This window comes from Kytococcus aerolatus (assembly GCF_900187395.1).
GTDB classification, from domain to species: Bacteria; Actinomycetota; Actinomycetes; order Actinomycetales; family Dermatophilaceae; genus Kytococcus; species Kytococcus aerolatus.
This window is the reverse complement of sequence record NZ_FYEZ01000001.1, coordinates 1,191,588-1,208,399: the sequence shown is the minus strand read 5'-3', so window position 1 is coordinate 1,208,399 and position 16,812 is coordinate 1,191,588. Positions and strand designations below refer to the sequence as shown.

Here is a 16,812-nt window from a genome sequence, read left to right as displayed (position 1 = left end):
CGTCAGCGGTGCCGACGCCCCCGGTGGCGGGCGTTCCACTCCTCAATGTTCCACGCGCGGCCCGGCTCGTCGTGGGCCCGCAGGAACGCCGTGAAGGTGGGGTCCTCTCCGAACTCCGGATCGTCCTGCAGGTGTGCCAGCAGCGCCTCGTGGGCACGGGTGAGCGCCCCGGCGCGCTTCACGAAGGCTGCCCGATCGGTGCCGTCGGTCGCGACGCACCGCATCAGCAGGTCATCGCCCAGAGCCCCACGCCAGGGCAACCGGCGCAGTCCCCGCACGCCGCGGCCGCGGTACGGCATCCAGACCCGGTTGATCGCATAGGTGCCGGCCATCACGGCCTCCCACATGGCGTTCAGGGCGTCCAGGGCTTCGAGCTCGTCGCGCTCCCACAGCGTCTCGGGGTTCTCCAACAGTCCGTCTGCGGCGAGCAGCGCGGCATCGAGCGCGGTGCGCCGCTCCCGCTCGGACATCGCGATGCGTTCGACCACGAGTCTCTCGACGTCGGTGCCCGGTCGCTCGAAGGCCACCCAGCGGTGTGTGAGCGCAGCCCGGTCGGCTGGCGGCCACGGGGCGTCCCCGCGGCGTTCCTGCAGTGACACCCGGGTGAGGTCCAGCTGGAGCTCGCCCGGGACCACCGGGCGTTCGCTGAAGATGGAGCGGAAGCTGTCCTCCTCGGGGTTCCAGATGGCCTCCGCGGGCAGGAGCCACGGGTCAACGGGGTCCATGAAGACGAATGCGTCCACGTCCGAGGACTCCGTGGCCGCCCCGGACGCGACGCTGCCGTACACCACCACGGCCTTGATCGTGGGGTGGGGTGCCACGTGGCGAGTGATGAAGTCACCGAGCTGCGCGCGCAGCCGGTGGGTGGCTGCCGACAGCGGGCCGGGGTCTGATGCGGTGGGCGTGGCCTCCACGCTGTGGTGCGGGGACATGGCGGTCAGTCTGCCTGCCTGGTACAGGTCCCTCGGTCCCCGGGCATGTCGCCGGCCCCATGGTCCGTGGGTGCCGTGAGGAAAACGTCGGCCGGGGGTACGCCACCGGGCCCTTAGGGCCGGGCGGACCAGGGCTCCACGGTGCCCACGACGGTGCGTGCTGCCCCGGTGCGCCACGCCTCCAGCACGCCGGCGGCGATCTCGGGGTTGGTCAGCCAGCGGGACCGGCCGGCCTCGCGCACGAAACCCAGCACCGCGGTGCGGTAGTCCGTGCCGGCCCAACCGGGTGTGGGGTGCGGGCGGGACGGGTCCGCGGTCGCGCTGCCGAGCACGTGGAGGAACGGCCCGCTGATGTGGCGGGCCACCACCTCCGGGGCGTGCGGGGCGGAGGAGTGGGCCCATACGACGGCACCGTCGAAGGGGCCGTCCTCCTGCGTCACGGCTGTGAGGGTGTCGTCCAGCGCGGCGGCGTCGCCGTAGTCCGCCACCAGCGGGTGCAGGCGTGGGTGCTCCAGCGCCGGCGCTCGCCGGGCGAGCACCCACAGCTCATGTCCGTCGGCGAGGAGCCCCTCGACCGTGCCGAGCAACATCCCGGTGCCACCGACGACGAGGAGGCGCTGCGGTCGCGCCGCTCGGGTCATCACAAGCGCCACAGCTGGCTCCGCGCAGCCGACGCGAAGGTCGGAGCTCCTGCGTTGTGCAGACGAGTCAGGATGTCTTCCACCGTCAGTGGAGGGCACCGGGTGGCTCCTGCCTGGTCGCGCAGTGCTCCCATGACGTCACCCGGGGCCAGATCCAGCTGGTTGAGCAGGAAGGTGTCGGGGGTCTGCACCTCGATGTCCAGATCATCGAGGACCCGGGCTGGAAAGTCGCGGGTGTTGTGCGTGACGATCACGTCCGCCCGTCCCACGATCGCTGCGGCGACGACGTGCTCGTCATCGGAGTCGGGGAGACCGACGGATCCCACGAGGTGCTGCCACCCGGTGACGGAGGCGTCGGGAAAGGCTCGGTCCATGAAATCCGTACGCCGCTGAGGCATCCCCGCCGGCAGATCGGGGTGGATGCGAGTCACCGCCTGCTCCACCTCGTCGAGGATCGCGGGGCTCCACAGCGGCCGATAGTGGTCGCGCTCCGCCAGTCGCAGCAGGAGGTCGGCGAGCGTGACCGGCACGAGGACGCAGGCGTCCAGGTGCGCGGTGAAGCGGGTCATGCCTCGTGGAGGCCGGTCGTGCGCGATCGCCGTGCGTCGGCGAGCGCCTCCGCATAGTTCTCGGCGGAGGCGTCGTAGAGCCCGGCGGCTGCAGCCTCACCGCCCATCTCGTCGAGCAGCGTGCGGCGCTGCGTCCGTTGTGCCTCCTGGTACGCCACGACGTCCGCCAGGCGGACGCGTCGGTGGCGACCGCCGGCGGGGCGCTCGAAGGGGATCTGCCCCGCCTCGAGCAGCTTGACGAGAGTGGGCCGGCTGATGCCGAGAAAGTCCGCCGCCTCCTGGGTGGTCAGCGCCTGGTCGACCGGAGCCACCGTGATGCCCCGGCCCTGCCGCATCGCGTCGGCCACCTCCTTGAGCACCGTGAAGGCCTCGAGGGGGAGGGGGACGGTCTGTCCGTCGGGCCCCACGAGGGCAGCTGGCTCCGTCTGGTGGTCCAGGAAGGTCGACAGGTCCAGCATCGCCTCGAGGTCCGTGGGGGGCAGGACGGTGTGCGGGGCGCGGTCGACGGCAGGCATGCAGGCACGGTAGCGCAGTTCGAAAAATTCGAAAAGTGGGCGTCCCCTCAGTCACCGAGGGCAGGGTCACGCGATGGGCGCGACCACCCCACCTCAGCGGCGGATGCCGAGCCAGCGCAGTGCCCGGGAGAGCAGGCGCCTCACCGGTCACCCGCCTCGCTCGGGGTCACCAGGTGGTCCACCAGCTGGCTCGCCAGGCCGGTGTACGTGGCCGGGGTGAGCTCCACCAGGCGTGCCTCGTCCTCGGCCGGCAGGCCCAGGCCGCGGATGAACTCGCGCATCGCGTCACCGTCCACGCGGCGGCCGCGGGTGAGCTCCTTGAGGCGCTCGTAGGGCTGCTCCATCCCGGGCACGCCCTGGGCGGCCAGCGCGCGCATCGTGGACTGCACCGGCTCGCCGAGCACCTCCCAGTTCTCGTCGAGGTCCTGGGCCATCTGCTCAGGCACGGCGTCCAGCCCGTCGAGGCCCTTGCGCACGTTGTCCAGCGCCAGCAGCGAGTGGCCCAGCGCCACACCGATGTTGCGCTGCATCGAGGAGTCGGTGAGATCGCGCTGCAGGCGGGAGGTGACGAGCGTCGAGGCCAGCACGTCGAGCAGCGCGTTGCTCACCTCGAGATTCGCCTCGGCGTTCTCGAAGCGGATCGGGTTCACCTTGTGCGGCATCGTGCTCGACCCGACCGTGCCCTGCCCGCGCACCTGGGCGAAGTAGGCCATCGAGATGTAGGTCCACACGTCGGTGCAGAGGTTGTGCAGCACCCGGTTGAAGCGGGCGATGTCGGCGTACACCTCGGCCTGCCAGTCGTGGCTCTCGATCTGCGTGGTGAGCGGGTTCCAGTCCAGCCCCAGGTGCTCCACGAAGGTGCGGGAGAGCTCCACCCAGTCCGCGCCCGGGACGGCCACGGTGTGCGCCCCGTAGGTGCCGGTGGCGCCGTTGATCTTGCCCAGGTACTCGGTGCCCTCCACCCGGCGCACCTGGCGGCCGAGGCGGTGCGCCAGCACGGCCAGCTCCTTGCCCATCGTGCTCGGGGTGGCGGTCTGGCCGTGGGTGCGGGAGAGCAGCGGCACGTCGCGCAGCTCGCGGGCCATCGCGGCCAGCTGGTCGATCACGCCGGAGGCGGCCGGCAGCCACACCTGCTGCACGGCGCCCTGGATCATCAGCGCGTAGGAGAGGTTGTTGATGTCCTCGCTGGTGCAGGCGAAGTGCACGAGCTCGGTCGTCCGGGCCACCTGCTCCTCGCCCCGGCCGGCCAGGACCTGCGCCAGGTGGTTCTTCAGGTGGTACTCCACGGCCTTGACGTCGTGGACCGTCTCCTTCTCGATCTCGGCCAGCGCCTCGATGTCGGAGCCGTCGAAGTCGGTGACGATGCGGCGCAGCTCGGCGCGCTCGGCGTCGGTGAGGGGCTCGATGCCGTCGAAGATCCGCGCGTCGGTGAGGTGCAGCAGCCACTCGACCTCCACGTGCAGGCGCATCCGGTTGAGCGCCGCCTCCGAGAGGTGGTCCACCAGCGGACCGGCCTGGCGGCGGTAGCGGCCGTCGAGCGGACCGAGGGCGAGGGGAGGCTGCAGCGCGGAGAGATCGACCATGGGGTGCATTCTCGCAGGAGAGGACCCCTCCCCGTGCAGGCATCCACCACCCCGGCCCGCCGCTCGACCGGCCCGTCGGTGCCGTCCCCAAACGTGCGGGAGCCCGCCACCCACGCGGGGTGACGGGCTCCGGTGCGCGCGGCCCCGGGCCGCTGGCGGTGTGGCCTCAGCGGCCCTGCTGCCAGTCGGTGTACGGGTCCAGGTCGGCGGTGTCCAGCTCGGCCGGGACCTCCCCGCGGCCCAGCCACTGCGGGGTGGGGGCCGCCGGCGCGAGCTCGGCCGACTCCTCCTCCGCGGGGACCTCCACCGTGCTGCCGTCCTCGGCGTGCACGTACTCCTGGCCGGACTCGCCCTCGACGTACTCCGGCTGCTCGTCCTGGACCGGGGCCACCTCGGGCAGCGCGTCCTCGGGGGGCAGGTCGGCCTCGGGAGCGTCGATCGCCTCGCCGACCTCCGGGGCCGGCGTCTGGACGGCGGTCCACTCCTCGGCCTCGACCTGGTCGTCCCCGACCGCGTCGTACTGGTCGATGTCGTAGGCCTGCTCCTCGACCGGCTGGTCCTCCTCGGAGTCGACCGTGGCGGCGTCGGTCGTGGCGGAGTCGGCCGTGGTGCTGCGCTCGTCGCCGACGAAGGTGCTCAGCTCCTCCGGCTGGTCCTGGGCGTCACCGGCCTGCGGGGCGTCCTCGTAACCGGGGAAGTCGACATCGTCGGCCTCCTCCGGCTCGATGGCGTGCAGCTCGCCGGCCGGCAGCCCGGCCGGGCCGGCGCCGTACAGCTCGTCGGAGTACTCCTGGCCGCTGGAGGCCTCCAGCGGCTCGTCGTCCTCGTCCCCGTGGTGCTCACCGGCCGGCCCGTCCTGCGGGGCCTCCTCGCCCAGGGGGGTGCTCCCGGGGGTCTCGGCCGGCTCGTCGAGCAGGTCCACCTTGCCGTCGTGCTCGGCAGCGGGCTCGGGGGCCTCGTCGTCCTCGTCCAGGGCGTGGGCGCCCTCGGTGACCTGGGCGTCGTCCTCGTCGAAGGGCTCGTCCTCGACCACGGCCGCCGCGTCGTCGTCCGCGGTCTCCTGGTCGAAGAGCACGTCCGCGGTGCTGCTGGTGGTGCGGGGGGCCGGCTTCGGGGCGCGCTCGCGGGGCTCCTCCCCGAGGGCGTGGGCGCCATCGGTCTCGAAGTCGCCCTCGTCGAGCTCGTCGTCCTCGGCGAAGGCGCCACCGTCGAACGCCCCGTCGCGGATCTCGACCCCGGGGTCGTCGCCCTCCGGGTCGGTGAGGCGGTCACGCTCCCGCCCGGTGCCGATCCCGCCCCGGCCCGGACCGCCCTGCGTCATGAACCACACGACGGCACCGACGATCGCCAACAGGATCAACGCGATGATCCACTGGCTTCCCAAGCTGTCCATGGTGCCTCCAAAGTTGTCGGGTCCGGGCACCCGTGGGGAGCCCGGTGGCTGCGGCCCAGCCTAGACGCCGCCGGCCGGGGGTGAACGACTAACCTTCGGCCATGCCCACCCGCTCCCGCCGCGCCGACGCCCTGATGGGGCGAGTGATGGGCTCCCCCTCCTTCATCCGCTCCCGGGCGCGCAGCGAACGCATCTGCCAGGATCCCGGGGAGATGCGGGCTCTGGCCGACCGGGCCGAGGAGCACCTGCGGGGACTGCACCGGGACGGTCTGACGCGCTCCACCGACGGGCGGCTCGACACGGTCCTCGGCGAGTGCCTCGAGATCGTCCGCGGGTGCGCGCGGGCGGGGGACGGCACGCGGGGCTGGCAGGACTCCGCGAGCCCGCTCGTGCAGGCCCGGATGCGGATCATGGTGGCTGCCCTGGACTTCTTCGTCACCGAGGACGACGTGGTGCCGGACCACCACCGGCACGGCCTGCTGGACGACCTGCTGGTGCTCGAGTGGGCGCTGGAGCAGGCCCCCGAGAAGGGGGTCGTGGGGCGGTGCGGATCAGCGGAGCGCGCCGAGGCCGAGGCAGAGCGGGCCGAGGACGGCGGCGACCGCCGCCAGTGAGACGACCGCCCCCTGCAGGGTGCGCGGACGGCCGGTGGACCCCAGGGCCTCCAGGCGCACCAGGGCCGGGCTCGCGCCACCGGTTCCCTCGGGCAGCGGGGCCGCGGCGGCCATCGCCCAGTACTGCGCGGTCCTGGCCTGCCGGTCCCCTTCCCGGGCGCCCCGGTCAGGGCGACCAGCGCGGCCACCCTGCGCTGCCGGGGCCGCGGGCGTCGCGCCGGACCCGCCGAAGCCGGTGAGCACTCCCCCCGGGGCGGCCGGGTGCGGGCCCAGCCCCAGCCGGACCAGCGCCCGCCCCATCGCCCGGGATCCCACGACCCGCGCGGCCCGGCGGTCGGCCAGGAGCTCCACGAGCAGCGAGGGCTCGGCCAGGGCCCGCGGGTGCTGGACCGGGTGGGGGACGGCCGCGGTCACCACGGTGAGGAACTCCATGACCAGGTCGTGCCGGTGGCGCAGGTGGGCCCGCTCGTGGTGGTAGACCCCGTGGAGCTCCTCGTCGGTGAGCTCCTCCAGGGCCGCGGTGGACATCACGATGCGCGCACGTCGCCCTGGCAGGCACCAGGCCACCGGGTCCCCGCTGTCGATGACGCGGAGGCGGTCCCCGGCGGAGTGGCTCGGGTCGAGCAGGTCGAGGAGCTCCCGGTGGCGGCGGCGGATGGCGCGCAGGTCCGATCCCACGTGATGGGCGGCCCAGAGCAGGCGGGCCACCAGCAGGGCGGTGAGCGCCCAGGCGCCGATGCTCACGACCGGGTCCAGCCCTCCGGCGCCACCGGCTCGCTCACGCCACTCGCCGACCGCCACCAGCGGGAGCAGCGTCAGGGCGATGAGCCCCCCCAGCGCACTGGCCTGCCACAGCAGGAGCCCGGCCGCCGGGGTTCGCCGGAGCCGGGTCAGACGGGGGAGCAGCACGGGTGCGCCGAGGAGCAGGAGCACCGCCAGCGCTGCCAGCGCCAAGGTGGTGGTCATGGGTGATACCTCCGGGGTGGGTGCTCCCGGTCAGCGCGGGGCGGACTCGAGGCGGGCCAGTGCCTCGCGGAGGGCGTCGATGTCCTCGTCGCCGGCGTCGTCCACGAAGGCCAGCACGGCGGCCTTGCGGTCCTGCGGCCGCAGGTCACCCAGGGTCTCGCGCATGATCCGCGCGGCGAAGCCCTCCCGGCTCGTGGCCGGCTGGTAGACGTACGCCCGGCCGGCCTTCTCGCGGGTGAGGAATCCCTTGCGGGAGAGGCGGTCCATGACCGTCATGACCGTGGTGTACGCGATCTCGCGGGCGGCACCGAGGGTGTCGTGCACCTCGCGCACGGTGACGCCCTCGCCCTGCGCGGTGGGCGTGTCCCACAGGTGGTTCATGATCGCCTGCTCGAGGTCGCCCAGCCCGTTGGTGCTGCTCGGCATCGTGCCTCCCGGTTCGTGGGGGCGCGGCGCGCCCGGTCAACGACACTTCATAGTACAGATGCCGGTGGGTCCGTCGGTCAGGGGTGATCCGGCGAGGTGCGGCGATCCGGTGAGGTGCGTCCCTCCGCCGAGGGGGCGTGAGCCGGCGTCACCGCGGGGTGGGCCCCGGGCGGGCCGCCGCCGGGCGGGGCTCCAGGCGCACCTCGGTGTCGCACCAGTCGTGCCCCTCCTCGCGGTGGCTGACGAGCACCACCGTGCGCCCCGCGGTGGCCCGGCCGAGGTGGCCCATGACGGCGCTGGCGGTGGGGCCGTCCAGGTGGGCCACGGGCTCGTCGAGGAGCACCACCGGGCGGTCCTGGAGCAGCATGCGGGCGATGCCCAGACGGGCCTGCTCGCCACCGGAGAGGTCCCGGTGGCCGGCACCGACCATCGTGTCGAGCCCCTGCGGGAGGGCCCGGTGCCAGGCGTCCAGGCCGGCCTCGCGGAGGGTCCGCGCGAGCCGCTCGTCGTCGGCCCCGGGGGCGGCGGCGCGCAGGTTCTCGCGGAGCGTGGAGGAGAAGACGTGGGGGCTGTCGTCGAGCACGGCGACGTGGGCGCGGGCCTCGGGCAGCGGCATCGCCAGCGCGTCGCGACCGTCGAGCAGGTAGCACCCGCCCGCGGGGTCCAGGTGGCGGGCCAGGACGGCCAGCGCCGTCGACTTGCCGGTGCCGCTGGGGCCGGTGAGCGCCACCCGGCGACCGGCCGGCAGGTCGAGGTCCAGGCCCCGGAGCACCGGCTCGGCGGTGGCCGACCACCGGGCGGTGACCTGCTCCAGGGCGGCGTCGGCCCGGTCCGGGACGACGGGGGCGGCGGCGCCCCCGGCGGTGTCCTCGGGGGCTTCCCCAGCGGGCCGGTGGGCCGTCTCCCCCGTGACGGCGGCGACGGCCGGCTCCTGCCCGAGCAGCTCCTCCAGCCGCTCGGCCGCAGCCCGCGCCCGGGAGCGTGCGGCCACGGCCTCGGGCACCCCGGAGAGCACGTCGGCCAGCGCCAGCGGGGTGAGCACGAGCAGGGCGGTGAGCGGCCCCGCCAGACCGGCGTCACGGGCCACGTGCGCGGCCACGGCCACGACCAGACCGGCGGCCAGCCAGGTGCCGGCCCGGACCGCTCCGCCGGCGAGCGCCCGGCGACCGACCCAACGGGCCACCTGCCGGCCGGACTCCTGGACCGCGTCCAGGGCGTGCTGCTGGGCGTTGACGGCCCGCAGGTCGTCGGCCCGCTCGGCGGCGGTGTGGGCGTGCTCCCAGACCTGTCCGCGGGCGGCGATCTCCCGCCGGTGGGCGGTGTCGGTAGCGTGCTCGGCCCACAGGGCGCCCCCGAGGACGGCGGCGGTCCACAGCATCACGAGCAGCCCGACCAGCGGGGAGGCGACGCTCAGGGCGACCGCGGCCGCCAGACCGGTCAGACCGGCGCTGAGCGCGGGCACCCACCAGCGGACGGCCGCGAAGACGACGTCGTCGAGGTCGGCCACGACCCCGGTGAGGACCCGGGCCCGCCCCCGCTGACCGAGCCGGGCCGGGGTGAGCGGCACCAGGCGCTCGTAGACCCCGGAGCGGCGCCGGGCGAGCTGGTCGAGCGCGACGTCGTGGGAGTCGAGGCGCTCGGCGTAGCGCAGCAGCGGGCGGGCGATGCCGAAGGTGCGCACCCCGACGATCGCCACCATGAGCAGGAGGACGTTCGGCTGCTCCCAGGCCCGGACGATGAGCCAGCCGGAGGTGGCGGTGAGGGCCACCCCGGCCATGGCGGACAGGGCCCCGGTGAGAGCGGCACGCCAGAGGCGCGGGGTGGGCTCCACGAGGCGGGGCCCCCCGCCCGGCGGTGCTGGGGACGGTGAGCTCCCGGTCCCGGCGGGTGTGCCCCCCGGGCGCGTGCTGCTGGCGTGGGTGGGTTCGCAGACCGCCCCGGTGGGCGGGGCCGAGTCCTCCACGGGCTCCGGTGCGGAGACCCGCCCCTCGTGGACCTCCACCCGCTGGTCGGCCACGGCCGCCAGCTCCTCCCGGTGGGTCACCACCACGACCAGGCGCCGCTCGGCCTCCTGCCGGAGCACGGCGTGGACCTGCTCGGCGGTCCCCCGGTCCAGGTGGGCGGTCGGCTCGTCGAGCAGCAGGACGGCCGCATCGTCGAGGAGGGCACGGGCCAGCCCCAGGCGGGCGCGCTCCCCGGCGGAGAGACCCTGCCCGTCGTCCCCGAGCGGGGTGGCCCAGCCCTGCGGGAGCAGGTCGATCGTCTCGGTGAGCCCGACCCGGGCGACGGCCTCCTCCAGCAGCTCCCGGGGCGCCTCGGCCGCCGTCGGGGTCATCCGCAGGGCGGCCTCCACGTCGGCGCGGGGCAGGAAGGGGCGCTGGGTCACCAGGTGCGTGCGCGGGGCCTCCACGCTGCCGCGCTGCGGCTCGAGCAGGCCGGCCAGCAGGCCGAGGAGGGTGGTCTTGCCGGAGCCCGAGGGGCCGGTCACCGCCACCAACCCGGTTCGGGGGAGGGTCCACCTCTCCGGGGTGGTGGTCTCCGGACCGTCCGGGTGGGCAAAGGCCAGGTCGCTGGCGGTGACCAGCGGGCCGTCGGCGGGGTGCACGGTGGGGCGCTCGGAGCGTCCGGTCGGTGCGTCGCCCGCCCGGCCCGGGAGCGTCCTGCCCATGGAGTCTCCCGCGCCCGTCGCGCCCTCCGCCTCGGTGCCGGCCCGCACGGGCTCCTCCAGCAGCGGGAGCACGTCGGCCAGGGTGTCCGCCCCGTCGGCCGCCGCGTGGAAGTCGGCCCCCACCCGGCGCACCGGCCAGTAGGCCTCCGGTGCCAGCAGGATGGCCGCCAGCCCTGCCATCAGGCCGATCCCCCCGTCGGCCAGGCGGAGCCCGACGAAGACCGCCACGATCGCCACCGAGATCGTCGAGAGCAGCTCCAGCGCCGCGGTGGTGAGGAAGGCCGTGCGCAGGGTGCGGACCGTGGCCCGGCGGTGCTCCTGGCCGACCTGCGAGATGGTGCGCACCTGCTTCTCGGCCCGCCCCAGGTTCACCAGCGTGGGCAGGCCCTGCATCACGTCGAGGAAGTGCCCGGCGAGCGCCTCCAGGGTCCGCCACCGGCGCTGCGTCTCGGCCTCGGTGTGCTGGCCGATGAGGATGGCGAAGACCGGCAGCAGGGGCAGGGTGAGCACCACGACGACGGCGCTGAAGGGGTCGACCCAGAGCAGCGCCAGCACGACCATGACGGGCACCGCCCCGGCCGCCACGAGCGAGGGGAGGTACTGCGCCACGTAGGGCTCGACGTCGTCGACCCCGGCCGTGGCGCGAGCGGCGGAGCGGCCCGGACCGCCGGCCAACCAGCGGCCGACGAGGGCCTCGCGCAGCATCGCCGTCACGCGGGTCCCGGCCGTGGCGGACCGGTGGTGGGCCCACCCGTCGAGCACCCCGCGCAGGCCGAGCAGCACGGCCACGACCAGCGCCGGCACGAGCACGCCCTGGCCGGCCAGCGGGTCCCCGGCGCCCAGGGCGGTGACGCCCTCCCACGGGCCGAGCGTCCCGATGGTCGGCTCCGGCGCCCCCGGCACCCCCGCCGGCGGGGCGGCCTGGCCGGTGAGCGCGGCATAGGCCCCCTGCACCACCCGGGAGGCCAGCCAGGCCACCGCGAGGGCCTGCAGGACGGCGACGAGCCCCTGCAGCACCACCGGAAGCGCGACCGCCGCGACCTCCCCCCGGGTGCGGGGGAGGGTGCGCAGCAGTCGCGTCTCGAAGGGCTTCACAGGGTCATTCTCGGGCCCGCGTCGGGGCCCGGTCCCGTCAGCCCCGGGCGTCCCGGGCCAGGTGGCGCGTGGCCTGGGTGCCGTAGGGCTTGGCGTCGGGGATGTTGTGGGTGCTCAGACGCTTGCGGAACACCCAGTAGGTGTACGCCTGGTAGGCGATGACGACCGGGGTCAGCAGCACAGCCACCCAGGTCATGATGCCCAGCGTGTAGTCCGTCGCCGAGGCGTTCTCGTGCGTCAGCGACCACGCCGCGTTCGTGCTCGAGGGCATCACGTCCGGGAACAGGGCCACGAAGAGCGCGGCCACCACGAGGGCGATCGCCAGGAAGCTGCCCCAGAAGCCGGCCTTCTCGTTGCCCCTGGCCGCCAGGAGCAGACCGCCGGCCAGCGAGAGGGCGCCGACCACGGTGAGGACCCAGGCCACGGTGTTGCCGGTCTCCAGCATCACCAGCACCATCCACGCCACGGTGAGCACCGCGGCCACCAGGCCGATCTTCACGGCCAGCCGGCGCGCGTCCTCGCGGAGCTCGCCGGTGGTCTTCAGGGCCACGAACAGGGCGCCGTGGGTGAGGAAGACCGTCAGCGTGGCCAGGCCACCGAGCAGCGCCAGCGGGTTGAGCAGGGTGAGCAGGGTGCCGGTGTACTCCATGTTCTCGTCGATCGGCACGCCGACCACGATGTTCGTGAAGGCCACGCCCCAGAGCAGGGCGGGGAGGAAGGAGCCGACGACGCCGGCCACGTCCCAGCGGGCACGCCACGAGTCGGAGTCCTCCTTGTGGCGGTACTCGATGGCCATGCCGCGCAGGATCAGGGCCACGAGGATGAGCAGCAGCGGCAGGTAGAAGCCGCTGAACAGGGTGGCGTACCAGTGCGGGAAGGCTGCGAAGGTGGCGCCACCGGCGGTGAGCAGCCACACCTCGTTGCCGTCCCAGTGGGGGCCGATGGTGTTGAGGACCACGCGGCGCTTGCGCTCCGCGATGGCGGGGTCGGCGTCCCGGCCGAGCACCGGCACGAGCATCCCGACGCCGAAGTCGAAACCCTCCAGGACGAAGTAGCCGATCCAGAGGACCGCGATGAGGACGAACCAGATGATGGACAGATCCATGGTGATTTCTCCGCTCCCGTTGCTCAGTACGCGAACACGTGCGGTTCGTCGTCGGTGGTCTGACGCTGCGCCTGCTCGGCGTCCACGTGCTCGGCGCCGGCGCTGGCGTACTTGAGCATGAGCTTCACCTCGATGACGGCCAACGCGCCGTAGAGAAGGGTGAAGACGAGCATCGAGATGAGGACCTCGCTGGCGCTGACGCCCGGCGAGACACCGTCCTCGGTGTTCATGAGGCCGAAGACGACCCAGGGCTGACGCCCCATCTCGGTGAAGATCCAGCCGAAGGAGTTGCCCAGCAGCGGGCCGACGATCGCGCCGATCGTGGCCGGGAACCACCAGCGGTTCGTCAGGCGGTTCTCGCCCCGGGTGCCCCACAGGAGGGCGATGGCGGCGATGGTGCCGATGACGCCCATGCCGATCATCCAGCGGAAGGACCAGTAGGTCACCATGATGTTCGGGCGGTAGTCGCGGATCTCGAGGAGCTCCTCGCCCGACTCGCCGTAGACCTTGGAGTACTGCTCCTGGAGGTCGTTGATGCCCTCCACCTTGCCGTCGAAGTCACCGGTGGCCAGGAAGCTCAGCACGCAGGGGACGGTGATGGCGGCCTTCTCGCTCTTGCCGTCGGGGGTGCCGATGGTGAGGATCGAGAAGGAGGCGCAGGAGTCCTCGGTGTCGTAGAGGGCCTCGGCGGCGGCCATCTTCATCGGCTGCACGTCGGTCATCACCCGGCCCTGCAGGTCGCCGGTGATCACCACGGCGATGGAGGAGACGAGCATGATCCAGGCGCCCAGGCGGGTGCCCTTGCGGTACAGGTCGCGGTCCTCGGGGAACTTGTCCCGCCACAGGTGCCAGCCAGCGACGGCGACGACCAGGCCGGCACCGGTCATGTAGGCGGCGGCGGCCGTGTGGGGGAAGGTCACGAGCTGGACCGGGTTCGTCAGCACGGCCACGAAGTCGGTGAGCTCGGCGCGGCCGGTCTCCGGGTTGTTCGTGTAGCCGACCGGGTTCTGCATGAACGAGTTCGCCGCGAGGATGAAGTACGCGCTGAGCAGGGTGCCGATGTGCACCAGCCAGATGGCGGCGTTGTGCAGCTTCTCCGGGATGCGACCCCAGCCGAAGAGCCACAGACCGAGGAAGGTCGACTCGAGGAAGAAGGCGAGCAGGGCCTCGATGGCCAGCGGGGCGCCGAAGATGTCACCGACGAAGCGCGAGTAGTCGGACCAGTTCATGCCGAACTGGAACTCCTGCACGATGCCGGTGACCAGGCCGAGCGCGAAGTTGATGGTGAAGAGCTTGCCGAGGAACTTGCTCAGCCGCAGCCAGCGCTCGTCGCGGCTCCGCATCCAGAGCGTCTGCGTGAGGGCGACGATGAAGCTCAGGCCGATCGTGATCGGCACGAAGAAGTAGTGGTAGACGGTCGTGATGCCGAACTGCCACCTGGCGAGTTCGAGTGCGTCCATGTGTGCTCCCGGGAGGAGTGTTCCCCTTCGGGCCCGCGCGCCGGGGGGACAGGAAGACGCGCGAGGCCCCTGACGAGGCCGATCCTACGGGGTGTCGTAGAAATGCTGTTGGTGAGGGCTGCCTCACGCGGCCGCCCGAACCGATGCTGCCCAAAATGCTATTTCACCTAGAACAACCCTGCTAGGTTGCGAGCATGCTCTGGCACCTGGACCCCACCGACGACCGACCGCTGTTCACCCAGGTGGCGGACACCGTCCACCGGGGTGTCGAGGAGGGTGATCTGGCACCCGGAGACCGCCTCCCCGCGGCGCGAGAGCTCGCCGAGCTGCTCGAGGTCAACGTGCACACGGTTCTGCGGGGGTATCGGCAGCTCGCTGACGAGGGTCTGATCGACCTCCGCCGTGGCCGTGGGGCCGTGGTGCTGGTGGGCGCCGAGCGGGCCGGCACGGCTCGGCTCGCTGCCCTGGCTGCCGAGTTCGTGACCGAGTGTCGCCGGCTCGGGGTGAGCCACGAGGGCGCCGTGCGGCTGGTGCAGGGGGCGCGCGTCGCATGAGGGGATCGGTGGGTGTCTCGTGGGTCGACGGGTTCACCGGGTGGGTCCTGGGGATCGTGGCGGTCTCCTGGCTCGTTCTGCTGGGTCGCTGGGTCCTCCTGCGGCGGCGGCAACGCAGTGGGACCGGGCAGGACGCTCGGCGTGCGACGGTCGACCTTGCCGGAGGCCTCGCGGCGGGAGTCGTCGTGGTGGGGATGGCTGGTCTGGGTCGTGGCGCCGAGCTGGGGCGGCTGTCGGAGTGGCTCCTCGTGCTGCGGACCCTGCTCTTCCCGGTGGGGGCAGTGGTCTGGATCGTCGTTGCCCGGGCGGCGCGTCGGCTCCTCCCGCCCGTGCAGCTCTCGACCGCGCAATCCTCGCCGCAGGGCGTCCGGCGAGCTCCCGAGCCACCACCCGAGCAGCTCGAGGCCACGAGGCTGCGACCCGGTGAGCGCGCCGCCTGGCAGGAGACCCTGCGGCCGCTCGTGCCCCGCGGGCAGCTCCTGTGGTGGCTGGCCGTGGCGGTCGTGCTGCTCGGGGTGCAGCTCACGCATCGCGAGCCCGGTGGATGGCTGGCCATCGGCCTCTTCTGGTGCGCCTGGAGCGTCTTCCTCCTCGTCCAGGTGCTGGACGACAGCATCACCCTCAGCGTCTCCCGGCGCGGAGTGCGAGTGGCGGGGTGGTGGGGTCGAGACGTCCGGGAGGCGCTGCCTCTCGCGCTCGTGAGTGGCGCCCGGGTGCTCGGCCGCGACGAGGCGTGGGGCAGGGTGCGTCGCTACGGCCACCGTGCCCCGGGCGTCGTGGAGCTGCGGCTGGTCGACGGCTCGCAGGTGCTGGTGGGTACCCGTGATGCTCGAGCCGTGGCCGCGCTGGTCAACGGCCTGCTGCACCGGGAGTCCCGGACGGGGGCCACCACCGCAGCCTGAGTGGCCAGCCCCGCGCCCCGGGTGGGGCCGTGCTCCACGAGCTCAGTCCCGGGGGCGCTGGTCCACGATCCGGCGGGCCTTGCCGACCGACCGCTCGATCGTCTCGGGGCCGCCGACCTGCACCTTCGCGGTGGTGCCGATCCGGTTCTTCACCTCGTGCTGCACGACCATCGCCAGGTGGTCGTACTGGTGCTCCTGCACGTCGGGCTGCGCCTCGATGCGGATGGTCAGCTCGTCCATCCGGCCGGGGCGGGTGAGCACGCACTGGAAGTGCGGGGTGAGGCCGTCGAGGGCCAGGACGATCTCCTCGATCTGCGTCGGGTAGACGTTCACCCCGCGGACGATCATCAGGTCGTCGGTGCGGCCGGTGACCTTCTCCATGCGGCGCATGCCGGGGCGCGCGGTTCCGGGGAGGAGCTTGGTGAGGTCGCGGGTGCGGTAGCGGACGACCGGCATCGCCTCCTTGCTCAGGGAGGTGAAGACCAGCTCGCCGACCTGCCCCTCCCGCACCGGCTCCCCGGTGAGGGGGTTGACCACCTCGGGGTAGAAGTGGTCCTCCCAGATGTGCAGGCCGTCCTTGGTCTCCACGCACTCCTGGGCGACACCGGGGCCCATCACCTCGGAGAGGCCGAAGATGTCGGTGGCGTGCATGCCGGCGCGCTCCTGGATCTCCTGGCGCATCGCCTCGGTCCACGGCTCGGCGCCGAAGACGCCGATCTCGAGCGAGCTCTCGCGGGGGTCGATGCCCTGCAGCTCCATCTGGTCGAGCACGGCCAGGAAGTAGCTGGGGGTGACCATGATGGCGCGGGGCTGGAAGTCCTGGATGAGCTGGATCTGCTTCTCGGTCTGCCCGCCGGACATGGGGACGACGGTGCAGCCGAGCTCCTCGGCGCCGTAGTGGGCGCCCAGGCCACCGGTGAACAGCCCGTAGCCGTAGCTGTTCTGCAGGAGGTCGCCCGGGCGGACGCCGGCGGCGCGCAGCGAGCGGGCGAACACACGGGCCCAGGTGGTGATGTCGGCCTTCGTGTACCCGACCACGGTGGGGCGCCCGGTGGTGCCGGAGCTGGCGTGCACCCGGACCACCTGATCGCGGGGGACGGCGAACATGCCGAAGGGATAGTTCTCCCGCAGGTCGGCCTTCGTGGTGAAGGGGAACCGGGCGAGGTCCGAGAGCTCGGTGAGCTCGTCCGGGTGCACGCCGGCGGCGTCGAAGGACGCGTGGTAGTGCGGCACGTTCTCGTAGGCGTGCCGCACCGACCACTGGAGTCGCTCCAGCTGGTGCTCCCGGAGCTGGTCGACCGACCAGCTCTCGGCCTCGTCGTGGAGGTCCGGGCGGAAGTCGATGGTGGGGAGCTGCCCCGAGGCCTGGCTGTGACCTGCGTTACTCAT

Annotated in this window: 15 protein-coding genes; 3 read left to right on the top strand and 12 right to left on the bottom strand. The window is 73.2% G+C overall.

The window, feature by feature from the left end:
* Window positions 1-2: 2 nt before the first annotated feature.
* The 6 genes from CFT82_RS05685 to CFT82_RS11715 all read right to left on the bottom strand — a co-directional run bounded on the left by CFT82_RS05685 (window position 3) and on the right by CFT82_RS11715 (window position 5,633).
* A complete protein-coding gene (locus CFT82_RS05685; RefSeq protein WP_088818032.1) occupies window positions 3-932 on the bottom strand; it encodes a nucleotidyltransferase domain-containing protein in 930 nt (309 codons plus the stop codon).
* Between the two features lie 113 nt (window positions 933-1,045).
* Complete coding sequence (locus tag CFT82_RS05680) at window positions 1,046-1,573, bottom strand: short-chain dehydrogenase (RefSeq protein ID WP_088818031.1); 528 nt, start codon at window positions 1,571-1,573, stop codon at window positions 1,046-1,048.
* Window positions 1,573-2,142: a PIN domain-containing protein gene (locus CFT82_RS05675; protein ID WP_088818030.1), complete on the bottom strand. Its 570-nt coding sequence runs from the start codon at window positions 2,140-2,142 to the stop codon at window positions 1,573-1,575. Before CFT82_RS05675 ends, CFT82_RS05680 begins: the two co-directional genes overlap by 1 nt.
* Window positions 2,139-2,657 carry a helix-turn-helix domain-containing protein gene (locus tag CFT82_RS05670; protein ID WP_088818029.1) on the bottom strand — a complete coding sequence of 173 codons (519 nt, stop codon included), beginning with the start codon at window positions 2,655-2,657 and terminating at the stop codon, window positions 2,139-2,141. Before CFT82_RS05670 ends, CFT82_RS05675 begins: the two co-directional genes overlap by 4 nt.
* Window positions 2,658-2,797: 140 nt before the next feature.
* Window positions 2,798-4,240 carry an adenylosuccinate lyase gene (gene purB / locus CFT82_RS05665; protein WP_088818028.1) on the bottom strand — a complete coding sequence of 481 codons (1,443 nt, stop codon included), beginning with the start codon at window positions 4,238-4,240 and terminating at the stop codon, window positions 2,798-2,800.
* Between the two features lie 166 nt (window positions 4,241-4,406).
* Window positions 4,407-5,633, bottom strand: coding sequence for a ribonuclease E domain-containing protein (locus CFT82_RS11715; protein WP_088818027.1), 1,227 nt, complete (start codon window positions 5,631-5,633; stop codon window positions 4,407-4,409).
* A 101-nt stretch (window positions 5,634-5,734) separates the two neighbouring features.
* Between CFT82_RS11715 and CFT82_RS05655 the strand changes: the two genes are divergently transcribed.
* The gene (locus CFT82_RS05655) at window positions 5,735-6,247 is read left to right on the top strand and encodes a hypothetical protein (RefSeq protein ID WP_088818026.1); all 513 of its coding nucleotides are present in this window, start codon (window positions 5,735-5,737) and stop codon (window positions 6,245-6,247) included.
* Here CFT82_RS05655 and CFT82_RS05650 read toward each other — a convergent pair.
* The 5 genes from CFT82_RS05650 to CFT82_RS05630 all read right to left on the bottom strand — a co-directional run bounded on the left by CFT82_RS05650 (window position 6,185) and on the right by CFT82_RS05630 (window position 13,967).
* Window positions 6,185-7,213, bottom strand: coding sequence for a M56 family metallopeptidase (locus CFT82_RS05650; protein WP_088818025.1), 1,029 nt, complete (start codon window positions 7,211-7,213; stop codon window positions 6,185-6,187). The two genes, CFT82_RS05655 and CFT82_RS05650, sit on opposite strands and share 63 nt — an antisense overlap.
* 30 nt (window positions 7,214-7,243) lie before the next feature.
* Window positions 7,244-7,639 carry a BlaI/MecI/CopY family transcriptional regulator gene (locus CFT82_RS05645; RefSeq protein ID WP_088818024.1) on the bottom strand — a complete coding sequence of 132 codons (396 nt, stop codon included), beginning with the start codon at window positions 7,637-7,639 and terminating at the stop codon, window positions 7,244-7,246.
* Window positions 7,640-7,787: 148 nt separating this feature from the next.
* Window positions 7,788-11,402, bottom strand: a complete 3,615-nt coding sequence (gene cydC, locus CFT82_RS05640; RefSeq protein WP_088818023.1) for a thiol reductant ABC exporter subunit CydC — start codon at window positions 11,400-11,402, stop codon at window positions 7,788-7,790.
* A 37-nt stretch (window positions 11,403-11,439) separates the two neighbouring features.
* Window positions 11,440-12,507 carry a cytochrome d ubiquinol oxidase subunit II gene (cydB, locus tag CFT82_RS05635; RefSeq protein WP_088818022.1) on the bottom strand — a complete coding sequence of 356 codons (1,068 nt, stop codon included), beginning with the start codon at window positions 12,505-12,507 and terminating at the stop codon, window positions 11,440-11,442.
* A gap of 23 nt (window positions 12,508-12,530) precedes the next feature.
* Window positions 12,531-13,967, bottom strand: a complete 1,437-nt coding sequence (locus CFT82_RS05630; RefSeq protein WP_088818021.1) for a cytochrome ubiquinol oxidase subunit I — start codon at window positions 13,965-13,967, stop codon at window positions 12,531-12,533.
* A 194-nt stretch (window positions 13,968-14,161) separates the two neighbouring features.
* Between CFT82_RS05630 and CFT82_RS05625 the strand changes: the two genes are divergently transcribed.
* Both CFT82_RS05625 and CFT82_RS05620 read left to right on the top strand, forming a co-directional pair.
* Complete coding sequence (locus tag CFT82_RS05625) at window positions 14,162-14,521, top strand: GntR family transcriptional regulator (protein WP_088818020.1); 360 nt, start codon at window positions 14,162-14,164, stop codon at window positions 14,519-14,521.
* 8 nt (window positions 14,522-14,529) lie between these two features.
* Window positions 14,530-15,423: a hypothetical protein gene (locus CFT82_RS05620; RefSeq protein ID WP_088818019.1), complete on the top strand. Its 894-nt coding sequence runs from the start codon at window positions 14,530-14,532 to the stop codon at window positions 15,421-15,423.
* 42 nt (window positions 15,424-15,465) lie between these two features.
* Here CFT82_RS05620 and paaK read toward each other — a convergent pair whose 3' ends face one another.
* On the bottom strand, window positions 15,466-16,812 hold the full coding sequence (gene paaK / locus CFT82_RS05615) for a phenylacetate--CoA ligase PaaK (RefSeq protein WP_088818018.1): 1,347 nt from the start codon (window positions 16,810-16,812) through the stop codon (window positions 15,466-15,468).

Excerpts from the sequence above, each read along its gene's own strand:
- CFT82_RS05630 (WP_088818021.1), bottom strand. The coding sequence starts at position 13,967 with ATGGACGCACTCGAACTCGCCAGGTGGCAGTTCGGCATCACGACCGTC.
- purB (WP_088818028.1), bottom strand. The coding sequence starts at position 4,240 with ATGGTCGATCTCTCCGCGCTGCAGCCTCCCCTCGCCCTCGGTCCGCTC.
- CFT82_RS05650 (WP_088818025.1), bottom strand. The coding sequence starts at position 7,213 with ATGACCACCACCTTGGCGCTGGCAGCGCTGGCGGTGCTCCTGCTCCTC.
- CFT82_RS05645 (WP_088818024.1), bottom strand. The coding sequence starts at position 7,639 with ATGCCGAGCAGCACCAACGGGCTGGGCGACCTCGAGCAGGCGATCATG.
- CFT82_RS05670 (WP_088818029.1), bottom strand. The coding sequence starts at position 2,657 with ATGCCTGCCGTCGACCGCGCCCCGCACACCGTCCTGCCCCCCACGGAC.
- CFT82_RS05655 (WP_088818026.1), top strand. The coding sequence starts at position 5,735 with ATGCCCACCCGCTCCCGCCGCGCCGACGCCCTGATGGGGCGAGTGATG.
- cydB (WP_088818022.1), bottom strand. The coding sequence starts at position 12,507 with ATGGATCTGTCCATCATCTGGTTCGTCCTCATCGCGGTCCTCTGGATC.
- CFT82_RS05680 (WP_088818031.1), bottom strand. The coding sequence starts at position 1,573 with ATGACCCGAGCGGCGCGACCGCAGCGCCTCCTCGTCGTCGGTGGCACC.
- CFT82_RS05625 (WP_088818020.1), top strand. The coding sequence starts at position 14,162 with ATGCTCTGGCACCTGGACCCCACCGACGACCGACCGCTGTTCACCCAG.
- paaK (WP_088818018.1), bottom strand. The coding sequence starts at position 16,812 with ATGAGTAACGCAGGTCACAGCCAGGCCTCGGGGCAGCTCCCCACCATC.
- CFT82_RS05685 (WP_088818032.1), bottom strand. The coding sequence starts at position 932 with ATGTCCCCGCACCACAGCGTGGAGGCCACGCCCACCGCATCAGACCCC.
- CFT82_RS05675 (WP_088818030.1), bottom strand. The coding sequence starts at position 2,142 with ATGACCCGCTTCACCGCGCACCTGGACGCCTGCGTCCTCGTGCCGGTC.
- CFT82_RS11715 (WP_088818027.1), bottom strand. The coding sequence starts at position 5,633 with ATGGACAGCTTGGGAAGCCAGTGGATCATCGCGTTGATCCTGTTGGCG.